Source organism: Mesorhizobium sp. P160927 (assembly GCF_057766385.1).
In genome coordinates this window covers 140915-165563 of record NZ_JBYMDW010000001.1, presented here as the reverse complement: position 1 = coordinate 165563, position 24649 = coordinate 140915, and the positions used below count along the sequence as shown (strand labels likewise).

Genomic DNA, 24649 nt, shown 5'->3' with positions numbered 1-24649 from the left:
ACCAAGCTGTCAGCGGCTAAATGGCGCCAATCCGGTCCTTATGCTTGAAGCCGCCGCTATTTCATTCCACATCGGAAGAGATGAAGGACGAGACACGCGAATGGCGCCGGAATCTGCTGTGGGCCTTGACCGCATCGCTGGTGCTGCATGCGCTTGTCGCATCGTTCTTCATCCACGGCCTGTCAAAAGCCTCACAAGAGCCGCAGCAGGAGCAACCGATAAGCGTCGCGCTCGTGCCTCCGCCCGACAAGCCAAAACCGCAGCCGCTCAAGGCCGAGAAACCGCCGGAACCGAAGGCTGAGAAGCCCCCCGAGCAGAAGGTTGAAAAACCACCCGAACAGCCGCGCAAACAACCTGATGACACCGCTTTGAAGCGCGTTTTCCAGTATGGCGACAAAGATGCAGGACCGAAGAAATCCCCGGATGGGGCGGCGGCCAAGGACAATGCGCCGTCGCCTGCAAAGGATGACGCTTCGAAGCCTCCGGTTGAGCCCAAGTCCGCCGAGGACAACCCCCCCGCCACGGCAAACGCGGAGCCGCGGCCGGATGCGAGCAAGGCCGATGAGAATCCGCCAACCGAGCCGACCGTCGCCAAGCCCACGCCGAGCGAGGATAAGCAGGTCACGGCGGACGCTGATAAACGGCTGGCTGCGCCAAAAGCCGCCGATCAGCAAGCAGCCGTAGAGCCGAAGCCGTCGCCAGCCGAGAGCGACGCCAAGACCGGGCCCGCGACCGAAAAGCCCAAGGCCAAAGTCGTCAAGACGATGAAGTTCAAGTCAGAAAAGGCCCTGAAGTCCCGGGCCGGAAAAGCCACCGCCTCAAATCCCACGAACGACGCAGGTGCTGGATCACCGATGTATTCCGGTCTTCCGGGGGTTCGGAGACTCTACTCGCAGGGTGCTACCGGCGACGCGTTGGCCACGAGTTCCATGAGCGGCGTACCTCGAAGTCAGCGCGTTGCGACCCTTTGCGCCAACGTGCTGGACCAGGAGCTGCAGGGTGCCGACTATTCTCCCAAATGGCTGCCGACGATCCCGCTGAAAACCGGCAATGTTCTCGACCGCCCCGAAGCGGCCTTCAGCACGACAACCACATGGTACCAACTGAGCTTCCGATGCGAGGTGGATGCCGAGGCGACCAGGGTCCTGTCGTTCGGCTTCCGTGTCGGCTCCGAGATTCCACGCAGCGAATGGCCGCCAAACCATCCTCTTTAGCCTCTGCCACTTAGGCTGGCACACCAAGTCCAGCCAATTGCCGGCTAACTTCATGCCAGTCGGCGCAGACGAGATCGGCGCCGGCCGCCGTCAGCCGTGCGGCATGCTCGGCATAGGTATGGCCGCCGCCGGTGTAGCCGATCGCCGTCATGCCGGCGGCAACCGCGCCCTGGATGCCGAAAGGCGAGTCCTCGATGACGATGCAGTCGGCTGGTTTGGCGCCCATCCCGGCAGCCGCGAAAAGGAAGATGTCCGGCGCCGGCTTGCCGTTCTTGACCATCGAGGAACTGTAGATCGCATCGCCGAAGAAGCGTGCCAGTCCGGTCACCGCCAGGCTGTGGTTTATACGCTCGATGGAGGATGAAGAGGCAACGCAGCGGTCGCCGGCAAGCGTTTCCAGAAACGAGCCTATTCCAGGCGTTGGCTTCAACTCTTCGGTGAAAAGCACCTTGGTCTCGGCCCAGATATCGCCGTCGGCCGACGCGGGAAACTGATGGCCGGTCAACTCCTTGATCCTGACGATGATGTCGGCCTGTTTCATGCCGACGCACTGGGCGATGATGCCGCCGTGAACGCCCGGCATGCCATGCTTATCGTAGACACGTTCATAGGCCTTGGCGGCCAGCGGCTCGCTGTCGACGAGAACGCCGTCGCAATCGAAAATGATCAGTCTTGACGGCGCCACGCGTTTCTCCCGGCCTCTGTCCGATTTCGCACATCGCTATCGGCAAAAAGTCAAATGTTCAATAGCGGGCACGCTCGGCCTCGTGGATAGGGGGTAATAGAGGCCGATTCAAAGCTGGCGCAAGACGTCGCTGGCGCGGGAGGACCCTAGCGCCCGCTGCATGGCCTGCCGCGACTGTGCGCGATCGGGCGTGATCCAGTTCGGTTCCGCCCCCAGGAAGCGGTCGAGGAAAGCCACGGCATACGCCGGAATTTCGGTGACGTTCTCGCGATAGGACCACCAGGTGCGCAGGTCGTCGGCGCATTTGTCGATACTGGGCGCCGAGCCAAACTCCTGCTCGTAGATCGCCGAAATCACCGAGACACAGTAGTTGGTGTAGAGAAAGCCTTCCGGCCAGAAACGGATGATGTCCAGCGTGCCGGCATTCTGATCCGTTTCGATGAGCTGGGTGAGGCCGGAGATTTCCCGAGCCGGCGCCTGTTTTATCAGTTCGCGCAGCACGAGGCCGGCGGCAAAGACGATGAAATCGGCGCGGTCGATCGCGGCAAAACGTTTCTGCGCTTCCATGACCTCGACCCAATCGAGAAAAGCCCGGGTCAGCTTCGCCTCGTCGATGTCGAAGCGTACGCCGAATGTGTCCGAAACCACCTTGGCGCTGCCGCGGAAGGTGGCGCGGAACCAGCGCAACTGCCGCAGCCGGTGGCGCAGGTCGGGCATGAGGGCCAGTTCGTCCCTGAAGGGCAGTTCCATTTTCTGTATCCCGTTTCCCAACAGGTTATCACAGTCGTGCCGTCGCGGTAATCGCGCAGCGGCCTTGTGGATGACCGTGGTAGAGGCCAATATCATACATATTGACATTGGCGGAAACAAATGTTCTCACTTTGCTGTTGTCGCGCGCCGGTCCAAGGTGCGCCTCGACCGAGGCTTCGGGAGGAGAACCGAATGGCGATTTGGCAGTGGGGACTGCTTCTGCTGGTTATTGTGTGGGCGTTGCAGTCGCTCGGCGTCTGGCTGCAGATGCGGCACTATTCGGATGTCTTCCGCGGCGTCACCGACCAGTTCAAGGACGGCTTCGTCGGAGCCGGCAATTTTCGCGGCCGATTTGCCAAGGGAACGATCGCGCTGGTCGTGGTTACGCCCGACTTGATCGTGCGCCGCATGATGGTGATGAGTGGCCGTTCCGTGTTCACCAAATTCAAGCGACATGAAGAATTCGAGGGCGTTCCCCTCGATCGACTCCGGTCCAACCCTGCGATCATGGGGGAGGGGGAACCCGGTGTGGCCGAGGCCGTGAAGCGGGCGATCGAACAGATCGACAAAGCACGGTCGGAGCCGGGGAAGAAGCCGGGTTTGGCCGGCTTGAATGTAGCAAGGGCTTAGAGGAGGCCGTGCGCCGACTGGGATCTACCGGCGGGCCGGCATAAGGAGGAGAAATGTCTGTATTTTCGTTGTTGGCGCAGCATGCCGACATGGCCGTGCACAATTTGCATGTCGCGGGTGCCATGGTCTCGGATGCTGCATTGCATGGCAAGCTCGCCGTCGAGCATGCTTCCGATCATCTCGTGGTCCTGGCGCAGGCGCAGACCGACAGCGGGCCGGTCACCGCCGATCAGCTGAAGGAGCAGCTGAAAAACCTGCAGCAGGAAGAGCAGCTTGGCTGGCTCACTGCCATCGGCAAGTACTTCATCGGCATTTTCCAGAAGGGCGGCGAGGTTTTCGCCGGCTTTGTCACCGGCATCATCCCGACGCTTGTGGTGCTGATGACCGCATTTTACGCCGTCACCGAACTGGTCGGCGAAGAGCGGGTTCACGGTCTGGCGCGTGGCGCTGGCCGTATCGCGCTGACTCGCTACACCGTGCTGCCGCTGCTGGCGGTGTTCTTCCTCACCAACCCGATGGCTTACACCTTCGGCTCGTTCCTGGAAGAAAAGCACAAGCCGGCCTTCTATGACGCGGCCGTGTCCTACGTGCATCCGCCGCTCGGCCTCTTTCCGCACATCAACCCTGGCGAATATTTCGTCTGGGGAGGCATGCTCGTGGCCTTGCTCGATCTCGAGAAGCGGGGCGTCATTGCCGCCGGCTACCATGTCAAGGTTGCCATCTGGTACGCCATCGTCGGCCTCGTCGTCATCCTGCTCAAGGGCATGCTGACCGAGCGCATCACCGCCATCATGGCACGCCGCCAGGGCGTCGAGCTGTAAGGGCGGGGAGGACATCATGGCCAAGACATACAAAGCCGTACGGATCACCCGGGGCAAAACAGGGTGGGGCGGTCCGCTTGTGATCGAGCCGACCGAACAGCGCAGCAAGGTTGTTTCAGTCACCGGTGGTGGCATTCATCCGGTGGCGCAGCTCATCGCCGATATGACCGGCGCTGAAGCCGTCGACGGCTTCAGGGCGCCGCCGATCGAAAGCGAAATGGCGGTTGTCGTCGTCGACTGCGGCGGCACCGCGCGATGCGGCGTCTATCCGCGCAAGCGTATCCCGACCGTCAACCTGACGCCGGTCGGACAGTCCGGGCCGCTCGCCCAGTTCATCACCGAGGATATCTACGTTTCGGGCGTCAAGCCGGCCGACGTCACAATGGCGGACGGGTCCGAGGCGGTCACGACTGCAGGGGGAGCAGCATCGATGAGTTCGACCAACAACACAGCGACGCCGACGGCGCTGCCCAGCGAGGGTGGCCTGATCGGTTTCATCAGCACGATCGGCCGCGTCATGGGTCGTGTCGTCGGCATCTTCTTCAATGCCGGCCGCCGCACCATCGACCAGGTCATCCGCAACGTGCTGCCGTTCATGGCTTTCGTGACAATGCTCATCGGCCTGATCCTGTATACCGGCGTCGGTGACGTGCTGGCGCAGCCGATGGGTCCGCTGGCCAACAATATCGTCGGCCTACTGATCATCTCGGCCATTTGCGGCCTGCCGTTCCTGTCGCCCATCCTGGGGCCAGGCGCTGTTATCGCGCAGGTTATCGGCGTTGCCATCATCGGCCCGCAGATTGCCAACGGCACGATCTCTCCGGCGATGGCGCTGCCGGCCCTGTTTGCCTACAACACCCAGGTGGGCTGCGACTTCGTTCCCGTCGGCCTTGCACTGGGTGAAGCCAAGCCGAAAACCATCGAAATCGGCGTGCCGGCGGTGCTCATCAGCCGCCAGATCATGGGTCCGGTCTCGGTGCTGATCGCCTGGGTCGTCTCCCTGATCGTGTTTTAAACACCAGAAATAACGAGGTTCGCCATATGTCGGTTCTTCTCAAGACACGGGTCACGGCGATAGGACCCGAAGTGGCGGACCTCGCCGAGGGCGGCGTGGTCATTCTGTTCGCGGATGGCTCGCCACCGGAGCTTGCCGAGGTCTCGGTGCTCCACAAGACGGAGATCGGACCCAGCGACGGCGCGCCTGAACAGGGCGCGTCGATCACTCTTGGCCCGGTTTCGGCTGTCATAACCGCCGTCGGCTCCAGCGCCTGGAGCAAGGTGCTCGAGATGGGCCACGTCGTCATCTCGTTCAACGGCGCCACCGAGGCCGAAAGGCCGGGCGAGATCTGCGCGTCCCAGGTCGATACGCAAGCCCTCGTGGCTGCCCTGAAGACAGACGCGATCATCACCATCGCCGCTTGAAAGCATTCGCGCCCAGCCAGTCTGGCTTTGGCGCCCAACAAAGCAGAGTATTCGCCATGGAACGCTCGACCATCGTCAGAGTGCATGAAGGTTTGCACGCCCGTCCCGCCACGCGCTTCGTCAAGCTCGCCAAGGCTTTCGAATCCGACGTCGAACTGGTCAAGGACGGCAAGGCGGTCAGTGCCAAGAGCTCGGTCAAGCTGATGCTGCTGGCGGTCAAGGAAAACCAGGAAGTCACCGTGCGGGCGAACGGCGCCGACGCCATCGAGGCGATCGAGGCGCTGATCGGCTATCTCGAAAACCCCAAGGCGGGTCTCGACGACGAAGAAACCCACGCTCCAGCCAATGACCACGGCAAGGAAGCGGCACCCGCGCCAGCGCCCCGATCCGCGCCCGCCGTATCAGACGAAGCAAGCAGTGGTTTGCGCGGCGTCGCCGCAAGCGAGGGCGTCGCCATCGGGCCGGCTTTCGTACATCTCCCGCCTGACATCGCCGGGCAGGGCCGCATGCTGCAGGCCCATGAGATCGCCGGCGAGATCGACAGGTTTCACGCCGCCGTCGCCGCCGTTCAGGCACGCATGGACCGGGCCTTGGCGCAGGATAGCCTGTCGGCCGGTGACCGGGGCATCGTCGCGGCGCTGAGGGATATCGCCGCCGACGACAGCCTGACCGGCGAGGCCGAGAAGGCAATCAGGGGCGGCAATGACGCTGTCTCGGCCACGATCACCGCAGCCTCCACCATCGCCGCCGACTTCAGCGCCGTCGACGATCATTATCTCAATGCGCGGGCGGACGATGTCCATGCGGTCGGACGGCAGATCAGCCTGGTGCTGCTTGGCCAGGACGACGCCAGCCTCGAAAACATCCCGCAAGGCGCGATCCTGATCGCCGATGATATCGGCGCCTGGGATCTGGCGCGGGCGCCGCTGAAACGCATCGGCGGGGTGGTGTGCGGCCATGGCGGCGCCACCTCGCACATCGCCATCATCGCCCGCTCGCATGGCATTCCGGCGGTGCTCGGCCTTGGCGACCGGATCCACCTCTTGCGCAAGGCGCAAGAGGTGGCGCTCGACGGCAACAGCGGCCAGGTGATCATCGACCCCGATGCGGCGACGCGCGCCGATTTCGCCGGTCGTGTCGAAGCGGCGGCGAAGGAGCGTGCCGGCCTGGCCGCCTTCAAGACGGTGACGCCGAAACTGGCGGACGGCAGGGTCATCGAGGTCGCGGCCAATATCGGCTCGCTGGAAGAGATCGAGGCGGCGCAAGAGGCCGGCGCCATGGGTGTCGGCCTGTTCCGCACCGAGCTCCTGTTCATGCGCCATATGCACCTTCCGTCGGAGGACATGCAGGCCGAGACCTATGCGGCGCTGGCCAAGGCCTTCGCACCCTATCCGGTCATCGTGCGCACGCTCGACATTGGCGGCGACAAGCCGATTGCCGGCATCGAGTTCCCCGACGAGGAGAACCCCTTCCTCGGTTGGCGGGGCATCCGCATGTGCCTCGACCGGCCCGATATCTTCAAGCGCCAGCTAAGGGCGCTGCTGAGGGCCGCCGTGCATGGCAACATCAAGGTGATGCTGCCGATGGTCTCCGATCTCGGCGAGGTGCGGCAGACGCGCGTTCTTGTCGACGAATGCGCCGCCGAACTCAAGGCCGAAGGCGTGCCGCATGCGACGTTCGATCTCGGCGTGATGATCGAAACCCCGGCCGCCGTGCTGATCGCCCCGGCACTGGCCAAGGAAGTGGCTTTCTTCTCGATCGGCACCAACGACCTGACCCAGTACATCATGGCCGCCGACCGGCTCAACCCGACCGTTGCGAAGCTCAACGACGTCACCAATCCGGCGGTCATGTCGGCGATCGAGCTGACGGCCAAGGCCGGCGTCGCCGCCGGCATCATGGTCGGCATGTGCGGCGAGGCGGCGGGCCGGCCGGATCTCATTCCGGCCTTCCTGGAGATGGGTTTGACCGAGCTGTCGATGAGCCCGGCCTCGATCCAGCGCGCCAAGAAGACGATCACGGCGATGGCAGCCGGGGAGTAGTTCCGCAATCGCCGCTGGAGCTTACGGCAGATGCGCAAGCAAGGTGGCGAACACAGGTGTCAATTCATCGACCGGGCTCGCCTTGGCGCACGCTTGGGCAATGCGCTCATGACGTATGTCGGCCGCCAGAATTGCGATTTCCAGCATGTCGGGCTCCGGCGCGCCGTCGCGACCGGTGGTCGCCAGGCCGCAGGCCAGGACGACCGGCGCCAGGCAGCTTATGTCGAGCGCCTGGCCGCCAGCGGCGTTCGTTTCCGGCGCGGCTTCGCCAAAGCGGACCGGACGCTGGTTGAGCAACTCGACCAGCAGTGCCGCGCAGATGGCCGCGATGGCCTGCAGTCCGGCACGCGGCGCGGCCAGCGCAGCCAACAATTCGCCATGGCGCTTGCGCATGGCCGCGTGGACGGCGGCGAACCCGGCTTCATGGATACGGGCGTGGTCGATCTTCAGCCCGGCAAGCACCGCCTTGGTCAGATAGTACATGTCGCGCCGGAACAAGCGCTCGGCGCTCAATTGCTGGTCTTCGTCACCGGCCGGGAAATAGGTGGCGAGCCCTTTTACAGTCGTTCCGTCCACCCTTATCGGGCGCTCGTGCGGGACGAAGGATTCGGCGATCGACAGCGCTTCGTCGACGGCACTCGCGGCATGACTGAGCAGGCCTTCGATGCCTTTGCCCGGAAATGGCGGCAGATGGCTGGTTGCTTCGCGCAGCAGGCTGGCATCGCTGGCGCCGTCGTGGCGGCTCTGGCGGATGATGTCGCGGACTTCCCGCAGCCGGTCCTTGAGGTTGACGCGGACATCTTCGGAGATTTGTCGGAGCATCGCGGTTAGCCTCGAATGTGCCGTGCGGCGCCACCTGTGACGGGCGCCACCCACTCTACATTGTTCCTATCGATTGGTAGATCAATAGGCGATACTAGACCAGCATGCAGAATCGGCGACGGCGCGCTCGTCCGTCGCGGGGGAGGGATGATTGGCCAGGGGACGACAAATCGTGGAAAGGCGGGCCGAGGAAAGGCGGGCCGAGGAAAGGCGGGCCGAGGAAAGGCGGGCAGGAGCCGAAGCGACCGAGCAGGTCGTCAGCGAGAGCCGCACGGACCGCCTCAGGATCCGCGCCGCCTGGATGTATTTCGTCGAGCAGATGACGCAGAACGAGATCGCCGATGTGCTCGGCGTCGGCCGCGTCACCATCGTGCGCATGCTGGCGGAGGCGCGGTCGCGCAACGAGGTCAAGATTACCATCGAGAGCGAGCTTCTGGAGATCGTGCGGCTGGAGCGCGCGCTGGAAAAAACCTTCGGCCTGCAGCAGGCCCTGGTGGCGCCGCTGACGGCGGCCAGTGCCGATCCGATCCCGGCAATAGCCGCCAAGACCGGCATGTTCCTGTCCGACGCGATGAAATCCGGCATGCAGGTCGGTGTCGGCTGGGGCAATACGCTGTTCCACACCTTGCCGTTCATCAGCGCCAAGTCGCTGACCGATTTCAAGGTGATTTCGCTGCTTGGCGGCGTCGGCGTCGCGCGCCGGGTCAACCCGGCCGAGTTCGCCTGGCGCTTCGCCCAGATTTTTCAGGGCGACGGCTATCTGATGCCGACGCCAGCCGTCGTCGACAGCGTCGAGACCAAGATCGCGCTGATCGAACGCTGCGGCCTGCAGGAGGTTTTTGAAATGGCCGACGCGCTCGATGCCGTTCTGCTGAGTGTCGGCGGGATCGCTTCGGCCACCACCTTCTCGCGCGGCGGCTTCCTAAGGGAAGCGGACCGGGAGGCGCTGCTGGCGCGCGGCGCCGTCGGGGACCTCCTGTTCCACTTCTACGACCGCAACGGCGATCTGGTCGACCATCCCGTCAACAACCATGTGATGTCGGTGGATGTCGACCGGCTGCGCAAGGCGCCAATCCGCGTTCTGACCTCCGGCGGCGCGGAGAAGACCGACGCCCTGCTCGGCGCAATGAACCTGATCGCGCCCACAATCCTGATCACCGACGAGGAGAGTGCAAGGCGGATCCTGGCGGCGGTCAGCGAAAGCTGAAGGACCACACCTTATAGTCCGGCCAAGCCTTATGCTCATCGAAGACAGCGGCGAGGTCAGGCGCGTCGGCCAATATCCCACCCATCACCAGTGCCGTCGCGATGCCGACTCCGTTGCCGCCAGCAATATCGTGTTCGACGCTGTCGCCGACGCAGACCACGCTGCCGCGCTCCGGTTCGCCGGCCAACGCGAGCGCCGCTTCGAAGATCCCCGGATAGGGTTTGCCGATGCGCGTGACGCTACCGCCCAGGCTTTCGTAGAGATCGGCGATCTCGCCTGCGCCGAAGCGGGGTCCGATAGCCGTCAGCATGATCTTGTCTGGATTGGTGCAGAAGCACGGCACTTGTCGCGTTGCAGCCGGGGCCAGCAGCCTGCGATAGTGGTCGAGGCCGTAGCGGTCTCCCTCGCTGGCCGCGATCAGCACCAGTTCAGCCTCTTCACCGGCTTCGCATAGCGCGAAGGGCAGGCCTTCGATCGCGCTACGGTCGCCGTCGCGGCTGATCAGCAGGCATTTCGTGCCGGACCGCAACGCTCCGGACGCCGTCATGTCGTGAAAGCGTCGCCACGCCACCTCGCCCGAAGACACCAAATGGTCCCAGCTGCCGGCCGCGAAGCCAAGCTTCAGCAGGCGATCCTCGTTGGGCCGGGCGCGCTTGCCGGAATTTGAAACCAGCACCACGGTTTTGCCGGCGCGCTTCAGCGTGGACAATGCATCCACCGAGCCAGGATAGGGAGCCTGGCCATCATGCAGCACGCCGAACTGGTCGAGCAGGAAGATTTGGTAGCGTTCCGCCAGCGGTGCGATGCTATCGAGGTGTTCGACGTTCATAGAAGCCCTGTCTCGCTTGCGCCCTTCAGCGCCAGCCGTGCGGTACCCGCGGCTGCCTCGTCCGACAGGGCCGGCAGGAACGCGACGCCGAGCTTGCGCTGCCGGATCGCGCTCCACGCCGGATTGGCGGCGCCGCCGCCGACGCTGCGGATCGAGGTTAGGGCCGGCGCGCCGAGTTCGGCCAGCCTGCCGTAGCCAAGCGCTTCGATGGCCGCCATGCCCTCGAACATCGCCTTGAGGTAATCGGCATCGTCAGCAGGCCGAGGGGTGAGCCGTGGGGGCAAGCCCGGATCGGCGATGGGGAACCGTTCGCCAGCCGTCCCAAGCGGATAGTAGTCGAGGCCGGTCTCGGTCGCCGGGTCGATCATCGCGCTGAGCTCGATGATCCGCGCGAGCGGAAAATGCCGCGCCAGCACCTTGCCACCGGAATTCGATGCGCCGCCGGCTAGCCAGGTGTCGCCAAGACGATGGCTGTAGATACCGAAGCGCGGCGCCGAGATCGGCCGGTCGGACAGGATCTTGATGGTCAGCGAGGAACCCAATGCGGTGACGCCGTCGCCGGCTGCCGTAGCGCCCGTCGCCAGGAATGAGGCGCAGCCGTCCGTGGTGCCTGCAACCACAACCACATCGCGCGGCAGGCCGAAAAGCGTGGCGGCGGCCGTGGTGAGCGTGCCGGTGACCTCGCCCGGCTCGACGACATCAGGCAGTAAATTCATGCGCATGCCGGTGGCCGCGATCCAATGAGGCCAGCGGCGGGCCTCGACGTCATAGCCGGTCTTGAGCGCATTGTTCTCGTCGCTGACGTCGAAGCGTCCGGACAGGTTGCCGGCGATCCAGTCGGCCTGGTGCAGCACGCCCGCCATGCCGGGCAAGCGCTGGAATCGGAGCGCCTTGGCGAGGCCTGAAGTCGGCCCGTGGGCGGCGCTCGCTTCCGGCGCCTCGCGCGCGACGATGGTCACGATGTCTACGTCATCGACCTTGTCGTTGTACATCAGCGGCTCGGCCAGGGGCCGCCCATCAGTGTCGACCGGCAGCAGCGTGCCCGATGTGCCGTCGACGGCGATGGCGCGGACCGTGGCACGGTCTATGCTTGAGAGCAGCCCGGCCAGCGCCGCCTGGACCGCCTGCCACCAGGTCGGGGGATCGCGGGGGTTCGGGCCGAACTTGTCGAGAGGCACGGCTGATTGGGCGGCAATGGAAAAATCCTGGCGCATGGCGACCGCGCGGGCGCCGGAGGTGCCGATGTCGATGCCGACGACAAGTGGCGTCATGTCGTCCCGTTCCTTGTCAGGCCGTGCCGGCGGCGTTGAGCTTCTGGCGATACTGCTCGGCGTCCCAGTTGACCAGTTCGTCATTCTCGGCGGCAGTGAGATAGTTCAGCCGCGCCTTGCCATCGACGCGCGTGGTCACGTCGGCCAGGCAACGCTGCATCGCGTCGGCACCGGCGCTGGCGTCGCCGCGCATCAGCACGCCGGCGCCGGGAAACAGGATCGCCGGGGGCGCCGCGCCGAGCCGCGCGACGACGCCGGCTACGTCCTCGCCCGACCTCGCCACGACCGAGCCCTGGCCAAGGAAGATGACATGGTCCGGATAGAGGCTGCCGGCCTCGGCCATATCCAGGCTTTCCGGATCGAGCGCGACAGCATGCGCTTCGATGTCCGCCGGCAATCGGTAGTCGCCGGCCAGCGTCGTCAGGGCGGCGATGTCGGGTGCGGCGGTCGCGCGCGCCGGGCGCGCCAGCAGCGACCGGACGCGGTGCAGCAAGGCCTGCGCCTCGGCGACGGTTTCCGCGGCGACCACCAGCCCGTGATTGCCAAGGATCAGTACGTTGACCCCGGGGCGCAATCTCTCGGCAATGCCACGGGCGAGCGGCAGGCCCGGCCGGAAATAGGGCACCCAGGCCCATTCGATGCCGCCCAGCCGTGTGGCGACCTCGGCCTCGCCATCGGCTTGCACGGCCAGCGAAATCGTGTCGACGCAGTGGACGTGCAGAACCACGCGTTGCGGCATCAAGGCATGAACCGTGGTCTCGATCGACGGACGCAGGCCGCGCCGATTGAGGTCTTCGATGGCGAAGGCCTGTGGCTTGTCGGCGGCCGGGTCGCGACGGTCGACGGCCTCGAGCAGCGGCGCCATCGCCACCGGCACCATGATGTCGTCGCTGAGCGCGTCCTTCAGCCAGGTGCCCGAGGCCTTGATCCACAGCGTGTCGCCGGCCTTGAGCGAGGTGTTCCCGCCCGCCGCCTGCGTCATATGGGGGTTCAGCCCGATGCTGGCCGAAAGCGCCCGCAAGGCGGCCAGTTCCTGTGCATCAGCTTGGGTCGCCATGGCCCTTTTCTCCAACGCTTGCACGAAATCCCGTCGTCGGGACGGGTGTTGGCGCTGGTATCGCAGATGTGAGTGATCTGCGTCAATAGTGATCTACTATCGTCAAAAGCAGCTTGCAATCCAACTAATGTTGAGTAAGTTGCACCAATTGCCATAGAAATGGCGTCAGGGAGGAAAGGTTGAGCGACCTCGGCCGCCAGCGTCAGATCGTCGAATTGCTGCGGGATCGCCCGTTTGCCTCCGTGCGCGAATTGCAGGAGCGGCTCGGCGTTTCGGCGGCGACCGTCAGGCGCGATATCGACCGTATCGACGAGGCCGGTGAGGCGCGCAAGGTCTATGGCGGCATTTCGGCGCTCGATGGCGCCTCGCATGCGGGCGTCGCCTATGCCCGGCCCTATGACGAGAACCGTGACCTTGCCGTCGAGGCCAAGCGGCAGATCGCGGCCGTCGCCGCGACCATGGTGCGCGATGGCGACGCCGTGATCGTCCATGGCGGCTCGACCTGCTTCCATCTCGGCGTCAAGCTCGCCGACCGTAACATCCGGCTCTACACCAATTCGATGCCGCTCGCGGCCTATCTCAGCGACCATGGCCATTGCAGCCTGACGGTTGCCGGCGGCGATCTGCACCGCGAACCCGGCATCATCCATTCGCCGACCCAGGCGACGCCCTTCTATGCCTCGAAATTCTTTCTCGGCTCACAAGGGCTCAACCAGGAAGGGCTGCTGGAATCGCATCCGCTGCTGGTCCGCTCCATCGTCGAGCTCAGCCTCTGCGCCGACCAGATCGTGGTGCTGGCCGACAGCCGCAAGCTGTCGATCCACGCGCGCAATGTCGCGCTGCCGCTGTCGCGCATCGGCACGCTGGTCACCGATGACGGGCTCTCCGATGGCGATGCGCGCATGCTGGAGGATGCCGGCGTCATGGTGCGGATCGCTTCAACCTCGGGAGCCCTCGCGTGAACGTGGCGGTGCTCGACTTCGGCAAGACCAATTCGAAGCTGTTCGTCTTCGGCCAGGACGGACGTATTCTCGACGAGCGCCGGACGCAACCGAAATGGGCGCGCCACGGCGGCTTCAGCGTGCTCGACGAGGCCGCCCTCCATGGCTGGGCGTTCGGTGCCGTGGCCGACGCGGTCGAAAACCATGGTGTCGAAGGGGTGATGGTGTCGGGCCATGGTTGTACCTTCGCTCTTGTCGACGACAAGGCGCTGACCCATCCGATCCTCGACTACGAACAGGAGCCACCGGCCGAAATCGTGGCGCGGATCGACCGCCGCATCCCGGATTTCGGCGAGACATTCTCCCCCCGCCTGCCGCTCGGCTTCAACTATGGCCGTCATATGCTATGGCTGCAGGAAGTCGATCCCGACGCGTTCGCGGCGGCGAAATGGATCCTCGGCTATCCCCAGTACTGGAGCTGGCGCCTTGGCGGCCGGCCGGTCTGCGAAGTCTCCTATCTCGGCTGCCATTCGCATTTGTGGGCACCGCGCAAACGTGATTTCTCCTCGCTGGTCGACGCCGAGGGCTGGCGTGGCCAGATGCCGGCTTTCGAACGCGCCGGCGCCGTCATCGGCGAGCAGCGCTTCGATGGTGCCGGGCGCCCGGTCGCCATCCACAACGGCGTCCACGACTCCAATGCGGCACTGCATGCCTATCGCCGCCAGGAGCTTGGCCCGCTGACTGTCGTGTCGACCGGCACCTGGGTGGTCGTGCTCAACCCCGACTGTCCGCTCGAAGCGCTCGACCGTGAGCGCGACATGCTGGTCAATGTCGATGTCGACGGTAGTCCAGTACCGACCATCCGCTTCATGGGCGGGCGCGAATTCGCCGTCATCAGCGGCGACTGGCAAGGCGCGATCCCGCGTGGCTCGATCCACCAGGCGATCGATGCCGGCCTCATGGCGCTGCCGAGCTTCGCTGCGGGCGGGCCGATGCCGGACCGTTCCGGCCGGCTGGTCGGGCGCACGCCCGATGCCAAGGAACGCGCGGCCGTGGCTCTGCTCTATGTGGCGCTGATGATCGATCTCTGCCTCGATCTCATCCATTCCGACGACACCGTCATCATCGATGGCGGGCTGAACACTGGCGGCCTGCTTGCCGGGCTGCTGGCGCAGCTGCGTCCCGGTCAGGCCTTCCTGCAAGGTGCTTCGCTCGAAGGCAGCGCCACGGGTGCCGCGGCGCTCGCCTTCGAGAGCGTGGGGCGCGACTTCGCAGCCGAGCCGCCAGAGCCGGTGCAGGGGACACAATTCAGCGGGCTTGCCGGCTATCGCGACGCCTGGCGCGATCTCGTTGCCGGGCATGGTGCCGCCGCCACGGCGGCGGGTGGTACGCGATGAGCGCGGTGCAGACGCAGGCGGCGCGCCAGCCGGTGCTGGAGATGCGCCACATCTCCAAGACCTTCGGCGCGATCCGTGCCCTGCAGGACGTCTCGCTCAGCGTCCACGCCGGCGAGCTGCACGCGCTGATGGGCGAGAACGGCGCCGGCAAATCGACGCTGATGAAGGTGCTGTCCGGCGCCTATCGGCCGGATCCCGGCGGCGAGATCCTGATCGATGGCGCGCCCGCCGCGACCGGCGATCCGATCAAGGCGCGCGCCGCCGGCATCGCGGTCATCTACCAGGAGCTGTCGCTGGCGCCGAACCTGACGGTGGCGCAGAACATTTTCCTCGGCAACGAGCCGCGCCGCTTCGGCATCGTCGACCGCGACCAGTGCAACCGGCGCGCAGCAGAGATCGTCGGTCGGCTGGGTGTCTCGTTCTCGGCGCGTGCGCTGGTCTCCGGCCTGTCGCTCGGCGAGCGCCAACTGGTCGAGATCGCACGGGCGCTGTCGACCAATGCGCGCATCATCGTCATGGACGAGCCGACTACATCGCTGACCTCTCGCGAGACCGACCGCCTGTTCGAGGTGATCGCGACGCTGAAGGCGCAAGGCATCGCCATCATCTACATCAGCCACCGCATGGAGGAAGTCTACCAACTTGCCGACCGCGTCAGCGTGCTGCGCGACAGCGGCTATGTCGGTACGCTCGATCGCGCCGATCTCAACGCTTCGCGCCTGGTGTCGATGATGGTCGGCCGCGATCTCTCCGCCTTCTACAAGAAGGATCATCGCCCTCCAGACGGAGAACGCGCCGTCGCGCTCTCGGTGCGCGGCATGTCCGACGCTCGTCTGCTGAAGAACTGTTCGTTCGATCTCCATCACGGCGAGGTGCTGGCCTTGGCGGGCCTCGTCGGCTCGGGCCGCACGGAGCTTGCCCGGCTGATCTTCGGTGCCGACAAACGTAGCGCCGGCACGATGGAGCTCGACGGTAAGCCCATAACCATCGACTCGCCGCGCGAGGCGCTCGATGCCGGCATCGCCTACCTCACCGAGGACCGCAAGGAACTCGGCCTGTTCCTCGATATGTCCATTTCCGACAACATCAGCATGGGCGTACTTGTCAGGGACGCGCGAGCCGGCGGCCTTCGCGATTTCACGGCCGCCGACAGGCGTGCGGCAAAGGCCATTGCCGACCTGTCGATCCGCACCAACTCGGCGCAGGCCAATGCCGGCTCGCTGTCGGGAGGCAACCAGCAGAAGGTGTTGCTCGCGCGCCTTCTGGAGACCGAGCCGAAGGTGGTCATCCTCGACGAGCCGACCCGCGGCGTCGATGTCGGCGCCAAATCGGAAATCTACCGGCTGATCGACAATCTCGCCAACCGGGGCATCGCCATCCTGATGATATCAAGCGAGTTGCCCGAGGTGATCGGCGTCGCCGATCGCGTGCTGGTGATGCGCGACGGCGCCATATCAGGCGAGGTGACGGCATCCGAAGGCGAGCCGCTTCGTCAGGAGGCGATCATGGAACTTGCGACGGGAGCGTCTCAGCGATGACAGACAGAACGACCGCGACGAAGAGCGTGGATCAGGCGGCGGTCAGGAGCCGGCGGCTGCGCACCGCGCTTGCGGCGCTTGGCATGCTGCCGGTGCTGGTGCTGCTGGCGGCCGGCTTCCAGTTCATCAACCCGCGCTTCCTCACCGGCACCAACCTGCTCATCGTCACGCAGCAATCGTCGATCAACATCGTGCTTGCCGCCGGCATGACATTCGTCATCCTGACCGGCGGCATCGACCTGTCGGTCGGCTCTATCCTCGCAGCCGCCGCGATGGTGGCGGTGCTGGTGTCGCTGGTGCCCGACTGGGGCCTGCTCGGCGTGCCTGCGGCCATCCTGGCGGGGCTCGGCTTTGGGCTCATCAACGGGCTGCTCATCGCCTATATCAGGCTGCCGCCGTTCATCGTCACGCTGGGCTCGCTGACAGCCGTGCGCGGCATTGCCCGCCTGCTCGGGCAGGACACGACGGTGTTCAACTCCGACCTGCCGTTCGACTTCATCGGAAACGGTTCGGTGCTCGGCATTCCCTGGCTCGTCGTCATCGCCCTGTCGGTGGTGGTGCTGTCCTGGCTGGTGCTGAAGCGCACGGTGCTCGGCACCTGGATTTATGCCGTCGGCGGCAATGCCGAGGCAGCTCGGCTGACCGGCATCAAGGTGCCGCTGGTGCTGCTCTTCGTCTATGGCGTTTCCGGCCTGCTTGCCGGCCTTGGCGGCGCCATGTCGGCGGCAAGGCTTTACGCCGCCAACGGCCTGCAGCTCGGGCAAAGCTACGAACTCGACGCCATCGCCGCCGTCATTCTCGGCGGCACCAGTTTCGTCGGCGGCGTCGGCTCGATCTGGGGCACGCTGATCGGCGGCCTGATCATCGCGGTGCTCTCCAACGGCCTCATCTTGGCCGGTGTCTCTGACATCTGGCAGTACATCATCAAGGGATTGGTCATCATCGTGGCGGTCGCCCTCGACCGCTACCGGCTCCAGTCAGGGGCAAGAACGTGAGTGACCTAGTCGCCGGCATCAACGACCGGCTTGTGTAACGCACCGTGAGAGGCGCGGGGCATCAGGAGGAAGTAAGCGTAATGAAGACCATCGCCAAACTGCTCTGCGGCGCCGCCCTCGCGGCCGTCGCCATCGCGCCGGCATCGGCCAAGGACCTCAACAAGGTCGGCATCTCGGTCGGCCTGCTCGGCAACCCCTTCTTCGTCGCCACCATCAAGGGCATCGAGGACGCGGCCAGGAAGATCAATCCGAAAGTCGAGGTGACGTCGGTGTCGGCCGACTACGACCTCAACAAGCAAGTCTCGCAGGTCGATTCCTTCATCGCCGCCGGCGTCGATGTGATCATGCTGAACGCGGTCGATGCCAAGGCGATCGCTCCGGCGGTGAAGAAGGCGCAGGCCGCCGGCATCATCGTCGCGGCCTTCGACGTTTCGGCGCCCGGTGCCGACGTCACGGTGATGACCAACAACGTCAAGGCCGGCGAGGAAGCCTGCCAATACCTGGTCGACCACACCGGCGGCAAGGGCGACTATGTCATCCTCAACGGGCCGGCGTCGTCGTCGATCCTGGAACGGGTGAAAGGCTGCAAGAACGTGCTTGCCCAGCATCCCGACATCAAGATCCTGTCCGATGACCAGAACGCCGAAGGCTCCCGCGATGGCGGCTTGAAAGTGTTCCAGTCGCTGCTCACCCGTTTCGACAAGATCGACGCGGTGTTCGCCATCAACGATCCGACGGCGATCGGCGCGGAACTCGCCGCCAAGCAGCTCAACCGTTCGGAGTTCATCTTCACCGCGGTCGACGGCGCGCCGGATATCGAAAAGGAACTTTCTTCCGGCAAATCGATGATCAAGGCCTCGGCCTCGCAGGATCCCTATGTGATGGCCGGCCAGTCGCTGACCATGGCGGCCGACCTGCTCGCCGGCAAGAAGCCGGCGGAGGCCACCGTACTGCTCGACCCGAAGCTGATCACGGCCGAGAACCTGAAGGACTACAAGGGCTGGACCGCGGCCCGATAAGCCTCCCAAGGCCGGTGCGGCCGGAGCGATCCGGCCGCACCATTCTCCTCGCCGCTTAACTCTTTGTTTTACGCAATTCCGGACGGAAAACCGCTGCATGCTTTTCCCGGAATTGCTTTAACCGGAGACGATCATGTCACGCATCGGAATCCATTCCTTCGTCTGGTCGGCAAGCTCGGCGCAGAGCGAACTCGAACGCACGCTGGCCAATACCAGGGAGGCCGGTTTCGACCTGATTGAATTCTCTTATCTCGACCCTGCCAATGTCGATATTGGCGGGCTTGCCAAACGCATCCTCGATCTTGGTCTCGGCGTCGCGATCAGCATCGGATTGCCTGGTGACGGCGATATTTCGAGCGCCGACAAGGCGGTCGCCGCCCGCGGTGTCGAGATCCTCAGCGACACCGTCGCGCTGACGCGCGACCTTGGCGGCAGCAAGGTCGCCGGCATTCTTTCGACCAGCCATGGCCTGCAGATCGAGGCACCGACACGCGATCAATGGAACCGTAGCGCGGCAACGCTGGCAAAGGTCGCCGAGACGGCGAAGGCAGCCGGCGTCACGCTCAACCTCGAAATCGTCAACCGCTTCGAAAGCAACCTGCTCAACACCGCCGCGCAAGGGTTGGCCTTTATCGAGGACACCGGGTCGGACAACATCTTCCTGCATCTCGACACATTCCACATGAACATCGAGGAAGCCGATGTCGGGCTGGCCATCCGCCACGCCGCGGCCAAGATCGGCTATGTCCATATCGGCGAAAGCCATCGCGGCTTCCTCGGCACCGGCAACATCGATTTCGCAGGGATTTTCGACGCGCTGACCGCAATCGGCTATGCCGACGATCTCAGCTTCGAATCCTTCTCCTCGGAGATTGTCGACGAGAACCTGTCGAAGAAGACGGCGATCTGGCGCAATCTGTGGACCGACAACATGGCGCTCGCCAAGCACGCGCGCGCCTTCATCGGTCTCGGGCTGGAGACGGCGCAACGCAAGGCAGAGCTGGTCTCGGCACGGCACAAGCCATAATCCTCCAGGTCCGCGCCGGTCAGCCCGAATGCGCCGCCGTGCCTGTTTCGCATGGCACGGCATTGCTCCCGTCATGTGCATCGGCTATCCGAACCGCAGGACACATGAAGCAAACGGAGCCCGGCATGACGAACAAGACCATCCTGAAATTCGGCGCGGTCGAGCACGCGGAAGCCGGCGATCTGCCTGGCTGGATCGCGGTCGAGGGCCAGCCAACCATGCAGACAGCCGTCCAGCACACGACTCCGGATGGCAAGGTGATATCGGGAACCTGGCGGGCGTCGCCCGGCACCTATCATGCGACCTACACCGATTATGAGTTCGTGCACATGATCGCCGGCCGCATCATCATCACGCCCGACGGCGGCACGCCGGTCGAGGTCGGCCCCGGCGACGCCTTCGTGGTGGAAGCCGATTTCAAGGGCACCTGGAAGATCATCGAGCCGGTGACCAAGCATTTTGTCGTCAGGGTCGGCTGAGCCCGCCCGATCGCAGCCGAAGCAGGCCCGCCGTGGTTCGCCAAGGCGGGTAAGCACGGATAACTTTGCGCCTACTGCGGCATAGCTATCCGCCCCACGACTCCACTCAACCAGCTCCGCCATCGAACCGTGCCCGCGCGCCTTCCGCTTCGGAGCTCTACCGCTTTGGGGTGTGGAACCTTCACCTGCAGCCGGCGTTTTACTCCACACTGTCTTTCAGAGATGTACCGCAGTCGCGCGCGACTGCCTTTGGAGGCATTACCATGGCCCGCAACCCGCAAAGCACGGCAAGCATTGCCGGCCATCCGATCCATCCCATGCTGATTCCTTTCCCGATCGCTTTCTTCGTCGCTACCTTCGTGTGCGACCTGATCTTCTGGCGAACAGGCAATCCGGGATGGGTGACCGCTAGTCTCTGGCTGCTTGGGGCGGGCCTGATAATGGCCGCTTTGGCAGCCCTTGCCGGGCTGACCGATGTCCTGGGCGATGTTCAAATCCGAAATCTGAGTGACGCTTGGCTCCACGCCGGCGGCAATGTGCTCGTCGTCCTGATCGAACTCTACAACTGGTACTCGCGCTATACCCATGGCGAGACGGCGGTGATGCCCACCGGCCTGGTCCTCTCGCTGATCGTGGTTCTCATTCTTCTGTTCACGGGCTGGAAAGGTTGGGAAATGGTCTACCGTCATCGCGTGGGTGTCGCCGATGACCCAGGCGAAGTGCGCCGACGCTGAAGCGCGGACTATTCTTCGGGGCTCGCCGAGGCCTTTGAGAACACGCCCAGCCTACCGAGTCGTCCCGGAAGCGGCTATCGGTAAGGGGTCGCCATTGCCGGACCGTGCCCGAGGCCTATATCCCTAGCGAATTTGTGATCGGCCCGACCCCGGAATTGCCCGCCGCACCAGCTGTCTTCCGATACGGTCGCGCCTCAGCAGCCAGAGGATACCCGCATGATAAGGTCCAATTCCATCAGGCTGTTGGCCACAACGACTTTGATGCTGCTCCATCAGGGGTTGGCAATGGCGCAAATGCCGGCGCAGCAGCCGGATGCCAAGTCATTCAAGCTTGGCACACTCGACATCGTCGCCCTGCACGACGCCCAGTTCGTCAAGCCCAACGATGGCAAGACCTTCGGCCTCGATCACAGCCCCGCGGAAGTCGGCGAGCTGCTCAAGGCGGCGGGGGCGCCGACCGATACCATCACGCTGAGTGTTGACGCCCTGCTGGTCAAATCGAAGACCAGCGTCGTGTTGATCGATACGGGTGTCGGCGGTGCGCTGCAGGACAGCCTGGCCAAGGCCGGCATCAAACCCGCTGACGTCGACGAGATATTGATCACCCATTCTCATCCCGATCACATAGGAGGGCTGGTCAAGGACGGCAAACTGGCTTTTCCCAATGCCACGATAAGGATGTCTGACGTGGAGTGGGATTTCGCCAAGTCCAACAAGGATGCGGCCGATATCGTCAAGGTCATCGCCGGCCATGTGAAACCCTTCAAGGCCGGCGCCCAGATTGCGCCTGGTATCACCTCGGTAGCGCTCAAGGGGCACACACCTGGCCATGTCGGCTATCAGATCAAATCCGGAAAAGAACGGCTGTTCGATATTGGCGACACGGTGCACAGCTCAATCATCTCGCTCGCCAAGCCGGACTGGGCCGTGGCCTTCGACGGCGACAAGCCGGAAGGTGAGCAGAACAGGGCCAAGACCTTGGCCACACTGGCCAAGGACCACGAGATGATCTTCGCGCCACACTTTCCGTTCCCAGGTATTGGGCAGATCGAGAAAGACGGCGACCACTTCAAATGGACGCCGAGCGACAAGCCCCAGTAAGATTCGGGCCATACAGCTGCCACTCGTTGAAGCTGAGTGCGAATGCGGTTGGCCTCAAAAGCTCATTCGCGAAGTTGCGATAGGAGTGCAGGGGGCGGCCCAGGATCCGTGTCAAACGCTCGACGTCGCCGGCCTCCGGAAGCATGCCGTCGGCGACATAGCGCTCGGCCATCAGGCGCATCTCATAGGCCATCCACTTGGGCATGATGTTCGCCAGATTCTGCTCGAACCCGGTAGGATCATCGCCCCCATAGGCAATCGGGCGGCCCAGGACATCCGACCAGATCGCCGCTACATCCGAACCAGTCAGCGTATCGGGGCCGACCAGATTGATGATTTCGATCGGCAGCTTGCCCGGGGCCTGGTCACGACGGATCAGCTCGACGGCTGCGACCTCGGCAATGTCGCGGGCGTCGACCATGGCGATGCCCTTGGCTCCGATCGGCATCGGATAGACCCCATGGTTGAAGATCACATCCTTGATCATGAGTTCATTGTCGATGAAGTAGGCCGGGCGCAGGATAGTGGCGCTGAAGCCCATCTGTTCGATCATCCGCTCCGCGCCGGACTTCACGGCGAAATGCGGCACATTGACGAAGCGATCACTGTGGATCACCGACAGGTAGACAACTCGCTCGAGGCCTGACTCGCGGGCAATGTTCAGGGTGATGAGCGCCTGGGTGAATTCATCCCCCGACACGGCGTTGAGCAGGAACAGTGTGTTGATGCCGGCAAACGCTTTGCGCAGCGAGTCGATATCGAGCAGTTCGCCTTGAACGACCTCTACGACGGCCGGAAAGTCAGCCTTCGAGATGTCCCGAACGAGGACGCGCACATCGGCGCCGCGCTTGACGAGCTGCTGGACGACTTGGCGGCCGACACGGCCAGTGGCGCCGGTAACGAGGATAGTCATGATTGTTTCTCCGAGTTGGGTTGCTTGACAACCCGAATATGAGTGGTTCGCACATGGGCCGATAGCTGTGATATTTGAACGCAGCGTATCACTGGTGGAACACATGGATCTGCTTGCTCTCGCTGATTTCGTCATCGTGGCGCGCCATGGCGGCTTCGGGCGTGCCGCCCGCGCTGCCGCTCGCCCCAAGGCGACGCTGTCACGTCGGGTAGCGGAGTTTGAGGCCAGCCTTGGCCTGCGCCTGTTCGAACGCGGCGCACGCATGCTCAAGCTGACCTAGGAAGGGCGAGCGCTGTACGAACGTGCGGGCCGGCTGCTTACCGATCGTTGGCGTGAGGAGCGCAGCCAAAGTCTGCATGGTTACCCTTCCGCAAAGTTGGATCGGCAAGAGATCACCTTCCCGGCGCCGACGAATTTCTGTTGAGTTCGGATATCTTGCTATTCTTCCTCGGACAATAGATCGATCCTATGGCCTGACCCCAATCGCTTCGGCTATCTGCCAAAGCGTAATGACCGTGGGGTTCCTCCTACCCATCTCCAATCCGCTTACATAGGCGCGGTCGACGCCCATCCGCCACCTCGTGCTGCGTGAGACCTGACAGCTGTCACCTGCGCGTGAGGTTTCGACTGAGCCATGAGCCTCATTCCAAACGTGCCGGCTGAGATCAGGCTGTTTCGCCTACACCGCTAGTACGCTAATATTCGCTATATAAGGGAGGGGAACCCCATGAAAATATTCGCCAGCTGGTCCGGCAAGCAAAGCCATGCAATAGCTCAAGCCTTGAGGGACTGGCTTCCAAATGTGCTGCAGGCCGTGGACGTTTTTGTGTCTTCCCAGGATATCGTGTCTGGCGATCGAGGTCTGAATACCATCGCCGAATCCCTTGCTGAGAGAGGTTTTGGCATAGTCATTGTGACTAAGTCGAACCAGAATGCACCTTGGGTTCTGTTCGAAGCAGGTGCTTTGTCAAACACCCTACCCGGACGTGTGACACCTCTCCTCTGTGACTTGCCTGAGCTAGCCCTTGCTCGCAGCCCACTTGGTCAGTTCCAATTCAATAGATTCGACGGACCAGGCATCTTGAAGCTGACCAAAGATATCAACAAGGCTTCGGCATCCCCCATAGAGGAGAATCGCCTCGCGGCGACATTCGACAAATGGTGGCCCGACCTGGAACAAATCTATGCTGCTATCCCCGCCGATCATGACGAGGAGGAGCGACAGGCAAAGCCAGATGCGATCGCCAACATTTCTGCCGCACTTGCTCAGCTGCTCTCTGAACAGGCGCGACTGCGCCACAGCCAAAGTGAAATAAAGGAATTGCTCTCTCTCGTGGTGCCAGCGCGCACCGTCATAGACGAGCGTATTGGGGAATGGCTGCACTTGATGAGACGAGCCCCGGATAGCCCGCCTGATGACGAAGCACACTTCTCGATCGGCAAGTCGTCATCTATGACGCCGCCAAAACCGCCGAGCCCTCCAACCCTGCCAACTTCAGGTGGCAATCCGCCGCCGCTCGCCGCGCGACCAGGTGCGCCGTCGTCGCCCCGTCGCTCGAAATACTGATTCAACTGGACATCTCCAGCTGCTTATGACCGGGCTACTCATGCCAAATCACCTGGCGCAGCCGCTATGTCGGATCGGCCTTCATTACCCTCAATCGCGAGATGCGCCAACGGCTCAGGGGGTCCAGGATCCAGCCGGGCCGCGCCGAAGGGCATGAGTAGCCGGCGACGCTGTGAGACCTTCGGCAT

General features: G+C 63.8%; 25 protein-coding genes and 1 pseudogene. 18 read left to right on the top strand and 8 right to left on the bottom strand.

Going from position 1 to position 24649, the window contains the following annotated elements; translation table 11 throughout:
* Window positions 1-80 precede the first annotated feature (80 nt).
* The gene (locus AC3CB8_RS00820; RefSeq protein WP_352564107.1) at window positions 81-1214 is read left to right on the top strand and encodes a DUF930 domain-containing protein; all 1134 of its coding nucleotides are present in this window, start codon (window positions 81-83) and stop codon (window positions 1212-1214) included.
* A 10-nt stretch (window positions 1215-1224) separates the two neighbouring features.
* Here the strand turns inward: AC3CB8_RS00820 and AC3CB8_RS00815 are convergent, their stop codons facing one another.
* Window positions 1225-1899, bottom strand: a complete 675-nt coding sequence (locus AC3CB8_RS00815; protein ID WP_023774174.1) for an HAD family hydrolase — start codon at window positions 1897-1899, stop codon at window positions 1225-1227.
* A gap of 108 nt (window positions 1900-2007) precedes the next feature.
* On the bottom strand, window positions 2008-2649 hold the full coding sequence (locus AC3CB8_RS00810) for a hypothetical protein (RefSeq protein ID WP_023774175.1): 642 nt from the start codon (window positions 2647-2649) through the stop codon (window positions 2008-2010).
* A gap of 192 nt (window positions 2650-2841) precedes the next feature.
* Between AC3CB8_RS00810 and AC3CB8_RS00805 the strand changes: the two genes are divergently transcribed.
* From AC3CB8_RS00805 to ptsP, 5 genes are read left to right on the top strand one after another with little or no spacing between them, the layout of a single operon-like run.
* Entirely contained in the window at window positions 2842-3279 is a 438-nt protein-coding gene (locus AC3CB8_RS00805) for a transcriptional regulator GutM (RefSeq protein ID WP_023774176.1), read from the top strand.
* A 53-nt stretch (window positions 3280-3332) separates the two neighbouring features.
* Window positions 3333-4100, top strand: coding sequence for a PTS glucitol/sorbitol transporter subunit IIC (gene srlA, locus AC3CB8_RS00800; RefSeq protein ID WP_023795000.1), 768 nt, complete (start codon window positions 3333-3335; stop codon window positions 4098-4100).
* 16 nt (window positions 4101-4116) lie between these two features.
* Window positions 4117-5115 (top strand): PTS glucitol/sorbitol transporter subunit IIB, encoded by a 999-nt coding sequence (gene srlE / locus AC3CB8_RS00795; protein WP_023783623.1) that lies wholly within the window; start codon window positions 4117-4119, stop codon window positions 5113-5115.
* Between the two features lie 26 nt (window positions 5116-5141).
* Window positions 5142-5522, top strand: a complete 381-nt coding sequence (locus tag AC3CB8_RS00790) for a PTS glucitol/sorbitol transporter subunit IIA (RefSeq protein WP_023774179.1) — start codon at window positions 5142-5144, stop codon at window positions 5520-5522.
* A gap of 56 nt (window positions 5523-5578) precedes the next feature.
* Entirely contained in the window at window positions 5579-7564 is a 1986-nt protein-coding gene (gene ptsP / locus AC3CB8_RS00785; RefSeq protein ID WP_352564106.1) for a phosphoenolpyruvate--protein phosphotransferase, read from the top strand.
* Between the two features lie 21 nt (window positions 7565-7585).
* Here ptsP and AC3CB8_RS00780 read toward each other — a convergent pair whose 3' ends face one another.
* Window positions 7586-8386 (bottom strand): hypothetical protein, encoded by an 801-nt coding sequence (locus AC3CB8_RS00780; RefSeq protein ID WP_023783620.1) that lies wholly within the window; start codon window positions 8384-8386, stop codon window positions 7586-7588.
* Window positions 8387-8558: 172 nt separating this feature from the next.
* On the opposite strand from AC3CB8_RS00780, the gene AC3CB8_RS00775 reads away from it, so the two are divergent.
* Entirely contained in the window at window positions 8559-9593 is a 1035-nt protein-coding gene (locus AC3CB8_RS00775; protein WP_352564105.1) for a sugar-binding transcriptional regulator, read from the top strand.
* On the opposite strand, the gene AC3CB8_RS00770 is transcribed toward AC3CB8_RS00775, so the two are convergent.
* Genes AC3CB8_RS00770 through AC3CB8_RS00760 form a run of 3 tightly spaced genes read right to left on the bottom strand, consistent with a single transcriptional unit; the run spans window position 9580 to window position 12750 of the window.
* Window positions 9580-10422 (bottom strand): TIGR01459 family HAD-type hydrolase, encoded by an 843-nt coding sequence (locus AC3CB8_RS00770; RefSeq protein ID WP_352564104.1) that lies wholly within the window; start codon window positions 10420-10422, stop codon window positions 9580-9582. The genes AC3CB8_RS00775 and AC3CB8_RS00770 overlap by 14 nt on opposite strands.
* Entirely contained in the window at window positions 10419-11693 is a 1275-nt protein-coding gene (locus AC3CB8_RS00765) for an FGGY-family carbohydrate kinase (protein WP_352564103.1), read from the bottom strand. Before AC3CB8_RS00765 ends, AC3CB8_RS00770 begins: the two co-directional genes overlap by 4 nt.
* Window positions 11694-11709: 16 nt before the next feature.
* Window positions 11710-12750, bottom strand: a complete 1041-nt coding sequence (locus AC3CB8_RS00760; protein WP_352564102.1) for a class II aldolase/adducin family protein — start codon at window positions 12748-12750, stop codon at window positions 11710-11712.
* Between the two features lie 179 nt (window positions 12751-12929).
* Between AC3CB8_RS00760 and AC3CB8_RS00755 the strand changes: the two genes are divergently transcribed.
* The 9 genes from AC3CB8_RS00755 to AC3CB8_RS00715 all read left to right on the top strand — a co-directional run bounded on the left by AC3CB8_RS00755 (window position 12930) and on the right by AC3CB8_RS00715 (window position 21981).
* Window positions 12930-13712, top strand: coding sequence for a DeoR/GlpR family DNA-binding transcription regulator (locus AC3CB8_RS00755; protein WP_023770855.1), 783 nt, complete (start codon window positions 12930-12932; stop codon window positions 13710-13712).
* Window positions 13709-15088, top strand: a complete 1380-nt coding sequence (locus AC3CB8_RS00750) for an FGGY-family carbohydrate kinase (RefSeq protein WP_023795003.1) — start codon at window positions 13709-13711, stop codon at window positions 15086-15088. The genes AC3CB8_RS00755 and AC3CB8_RS00750 overlap by 4 nt, the downstream gene beginning before the upstream one ends.
* On the top strand, window positions 15085-16626 hold the full coding sequence (locus AC3CB8_RS00745; RefSeq protein WP_023770853.1) for a sugar ABC transporter ATP-binding protein: 1542 nt from the start codon (window positions 15085-15087) through the stop codon (window positions 16624-16626). Before AC3CB8_RS00750 ends, AC3CB8_RS00745 begins: the two co-directional genes overlap by 4 nt.
* A complete protein-coding gene (locus tag AC3CB8_RS00740) occupies window positions 16623-17621 on the top strand; it encodes an ABC transporter permease subunit (protein WP_023770852.1) in 999 nt (332 codons plus the stop codon). The genes AC3CB8_RS00745 and AC3CB8_RS00740 overlap by 4 nt, the downstream gene beginning before the upstream one ends.
* An 80-nt stretch (window positions 17622-17701) precedes the next feature.
* The gene (locus AC3CB8_RS00735; protein WP_015315481.1) at window positions 17702-18640 is read left to right on the top strand and encodes an ABC transporter substrate-binding protein; all 939 of its coding nucleotides are present in this window, start codon (window positions 17702-17704) and stop codon (window positions 18638-18640) included.
* Window positions 18641-18773: 133 nt separating this feature from the next.
* Entirely contained in the window at window positions 18774-19667 is an 894-nt protein-coding gene (locus AC3CB8_RS00730) for a sugar phosphate isomerase/epimerase family protein (protein WP_023770851.1), read from the top strand.
* Window positions 19668-19792: 125 nt separating this feature from the next.
* Window positions 19793-20146 (top strand): cupin domain-containing protein, encoded by a 354-nt coding sequence (locus AC3CB8_RS00725; protein ID WP_023770850.1) that lies wholly within the window; start codon window positions 19793-19795, stop codon window positions 20144-20146.
* 263 nt (window positions 20147-20409) lie between these two features.
* On the top strand, window positions 20410-20880 hold the full coding sequence (locus AC3CB8_RS00720; protein ID WP_352564101.1) for a DUF2231 domain-containing protein: 471 nt from the start codon (window positions 20410-20412) through the stop codon (window positions 20878-20880).
* Window positions 20881-21096: 216 nt separating this feature from the next.
* Window positions 21097-21981 carry an MBL fold metallo-hydrolase gene (locus tag AC3CB8_RS00715; protein WP_352564100.1) on the top strand — a complete coding sequence of 295 codons (885 nt, stop codon included), beginning with the start codon at window positions 21097-21099 and terminating at the stop codon, window positions 21979-21981.
* Here the strand turns inward: AC3CB8_RS00715 and AC3CB8_RS00710 are convergent.
* Entirely contained in the window at window positions 21950-22894 is a 945-nt protein-coding gene (locus AC3CB8_RS00710; RefSeq protein WP_352564249.1) for an SDR family oxidoreductase, read from the bottom strand. The genes AC3CB8_RS00715 and AC3CB8_RS00710 overlap by 32 nt on opposite strands.
* A gap of 103 nt (window positions 22895-22997) precedes the next feature.
* Between AC3CB8_RS00710 and AC3CB8_RS00705 the strand changes: the two are divergent.
* Window positions 22998-23171, top strand: a pseudogene (locus AC3CB8_RS00705) (LysR family transcriptional regulator); the annotation flags it as partial.
* Between the two features lie 189 nt (window positions 23172-23360).
* Here the strand turns inward: AC3CB8_RS00705 and AC3CB8_RS00700 are convergent.
* Window positions 23361-23465 (bottom strand): helix-turn-helix domain-containing protein, encoded by a 105-nt coding sequence (locus AC3CB8_RS00700; RefSeq protein ID WP_156939873.1) that lies wholly within the window; start codon window positions 23463-23465, stop codon window positions 23361-23363.
* 156 nt (window positions 23466-23621) lie between these two features.
* Here AC3CB8_RS00700 and AC3CB8_RS00695 point away from each other — a divergent pair, with 156 nt between their 5' ends.
* Entirely contained in the window at window positions 23622-24461 is an 840-nt protein-coding gene (locus AC3CB8_RS00695) for a toll/interleukin-1 receptor domain-containing protein (protein WP_156939875.1), read from the top strand.
* Window positions 24462-24649 lie beyond the last annotated feature (188 nt).

What these genes read in the sequence shown, in the direction of transcription:
- AC3CB8_RS00770 (WP_352564104.1), bottom strand. Translation starts at nt 10,422, where the DNA reads ATGAACGTCGAACACCTCGATAGCATCGCACCGCTGGCGGAACGCTAC.
- AC3CB8_RS00730 (WP_023770851.1), top strand. Translation starts at nt 18,774, where the DNA reads ATGTCACGCATCGGAATCCATTCCTTCGTCTGGTCGGCAAGCTCGGCG.
- AC3CB8_RS00720 (WP_352564101.1), top strand. Translation starts at nt 20,410, where the DNA reads ATGGCCCGCAACCCGCAAAGCACGGCAAGCATTGCCGGCCATCCGATC.
- AC3CB8_RS00780 (WP_023783620.1), bottom strand. Translation starts at nt 8,386, where the DNA reads ATGCTCCGACAAATCTCCGAAGATGTCCGCGTCAACCTCAAGGACCGG.
- AC3CB8_RS00745 (WP_023770853.1), top strand. Translation starts at nt 15,085, where the DNA reads ATGAGCGCGGTGCAGACGCAGGCGGCGCGCCAGCCGGTGCTGGAGATG.
- AC3CB8_RS00820 (WP_352564107.1), top strand. Translation starts at nt 81, where the DNA reads ATGAAGGACGAGACACGCGAATGGCGCCGGAATCTGCTGTGGGCCTTG.
- srlA (WP_023795000.1), top strand. Translation starts at nt 3,333, where the DNA reads ATGTCTGTATTTTCGTTGTTGGCGCAGCATGCCGACATGGCCGTGCAC.
- srlE (WP_023783623.1), top strand. Translation starts at nt 4,117, where the DNA reads ATGGCCAAGACATACAAAGCCGTACGGATCACCCGGGGCAAAACAGGG.
- AC3CB8_RS00810 (WP_023774175.1), bottom strand. Translation starts at nt 2,649, where the DNA reads ATGGAACTGCCCTTCAGGGACGAACTGGCCCTCATGCCCGACCTGCGC.
- AC3CB8_RS00715 (WP_352564100.1), top strand. Translation starts at nt 21,097, where the DNA reads ATGATAAGGTCCAATTCCATCAGGCTGTTGGCCACAACGACTTTGATG.
- AC3CB8_RS00710 (WP_352564249.1), bottom strand. Translation starts at nt 22,894, where the DNA reads ATGACTATCCTCGTTACCGGCGCCACTGGCCGTGTCGGCCGCCAAGTC.
- ptsP (WP_352564106.1), top strand. Translation starts at nt 5,579, where the DNA reads ATGGAACGCTCGACCATCGTCAGAGTGCATGAAGGTTTGCACGCCCGT.
- AC3CB8_RS00805 (WP_023774176.1), top strand. Translation starts at nt 2,842, where the DNA reads ATGGCGATTTGGCAGTGGGGACTGCTTCTGCTGGTTATTGTGTGGGCG.
- AC3CB8_RS00700 (WP_156939873.1), bottom strand. Translation starts at nt 23,465, where the DNA reads ATGGGCGTCGACCGCGCCTATGTAAGCGGATTGGAGATGGGTAGGAGG.
- AC3CB8_RS00740 (WP_023770852.1), top strand. Translation starts at nt 16,623, where the DNA reads ATGACAGACAGAACGACCGCGACGAAGAGCGTGGATCAGGCGGCGGTC.
- AC3CB8_RS00790 (WP_023774179.1), top strand. Translation starts at nt 5,142, where the DNA reads ATGTCGGTTCTTCTCAAGACACGGGTCACGGCGATAGGACCCGAAGTG.
- AC3CB8_RS00735 (WP_015315481.1), top strand. Translation starts at nt 17,702, where the DNA reads ATGAAGACCATCGCCAAACTGCTCTGCGGCGCCGCCCTCGCGGCCGTC.
- AC3CB8_RS00760 (WP_352564102.1), bottom strand. Translation starts at nt 12,750, where the DNA reads ATGGCGACCCAAGCTGATGCACAGGAACTGGCCGCCTTGCGGGCGCTT.
- AC3CB8_RS00725 (WP_023770850.1), top strand. Translation starts at nt 19,793, where the DNA reads ATGACGAACAAGACCATCCTGAAATTCGGCGCGGTCGAGCACGCGGAA.
- AC3CB8_RS00695 (WP_156939875.1), top strand. Translation starts at nt 23,622, where the DNA reads ATGAAAATATTCGCCAGCTGGTCCGGCAAGCAAAGCCATGCAATAGCT.
- AC3CB8_RS00765 (WP_352564103.1), bottom strand. Translation starts at nt 11,693, where the DNA reads ATGACGCCACTTGTCGTCGGCATCGACATCGGCACCTCCGGCGCCCGC.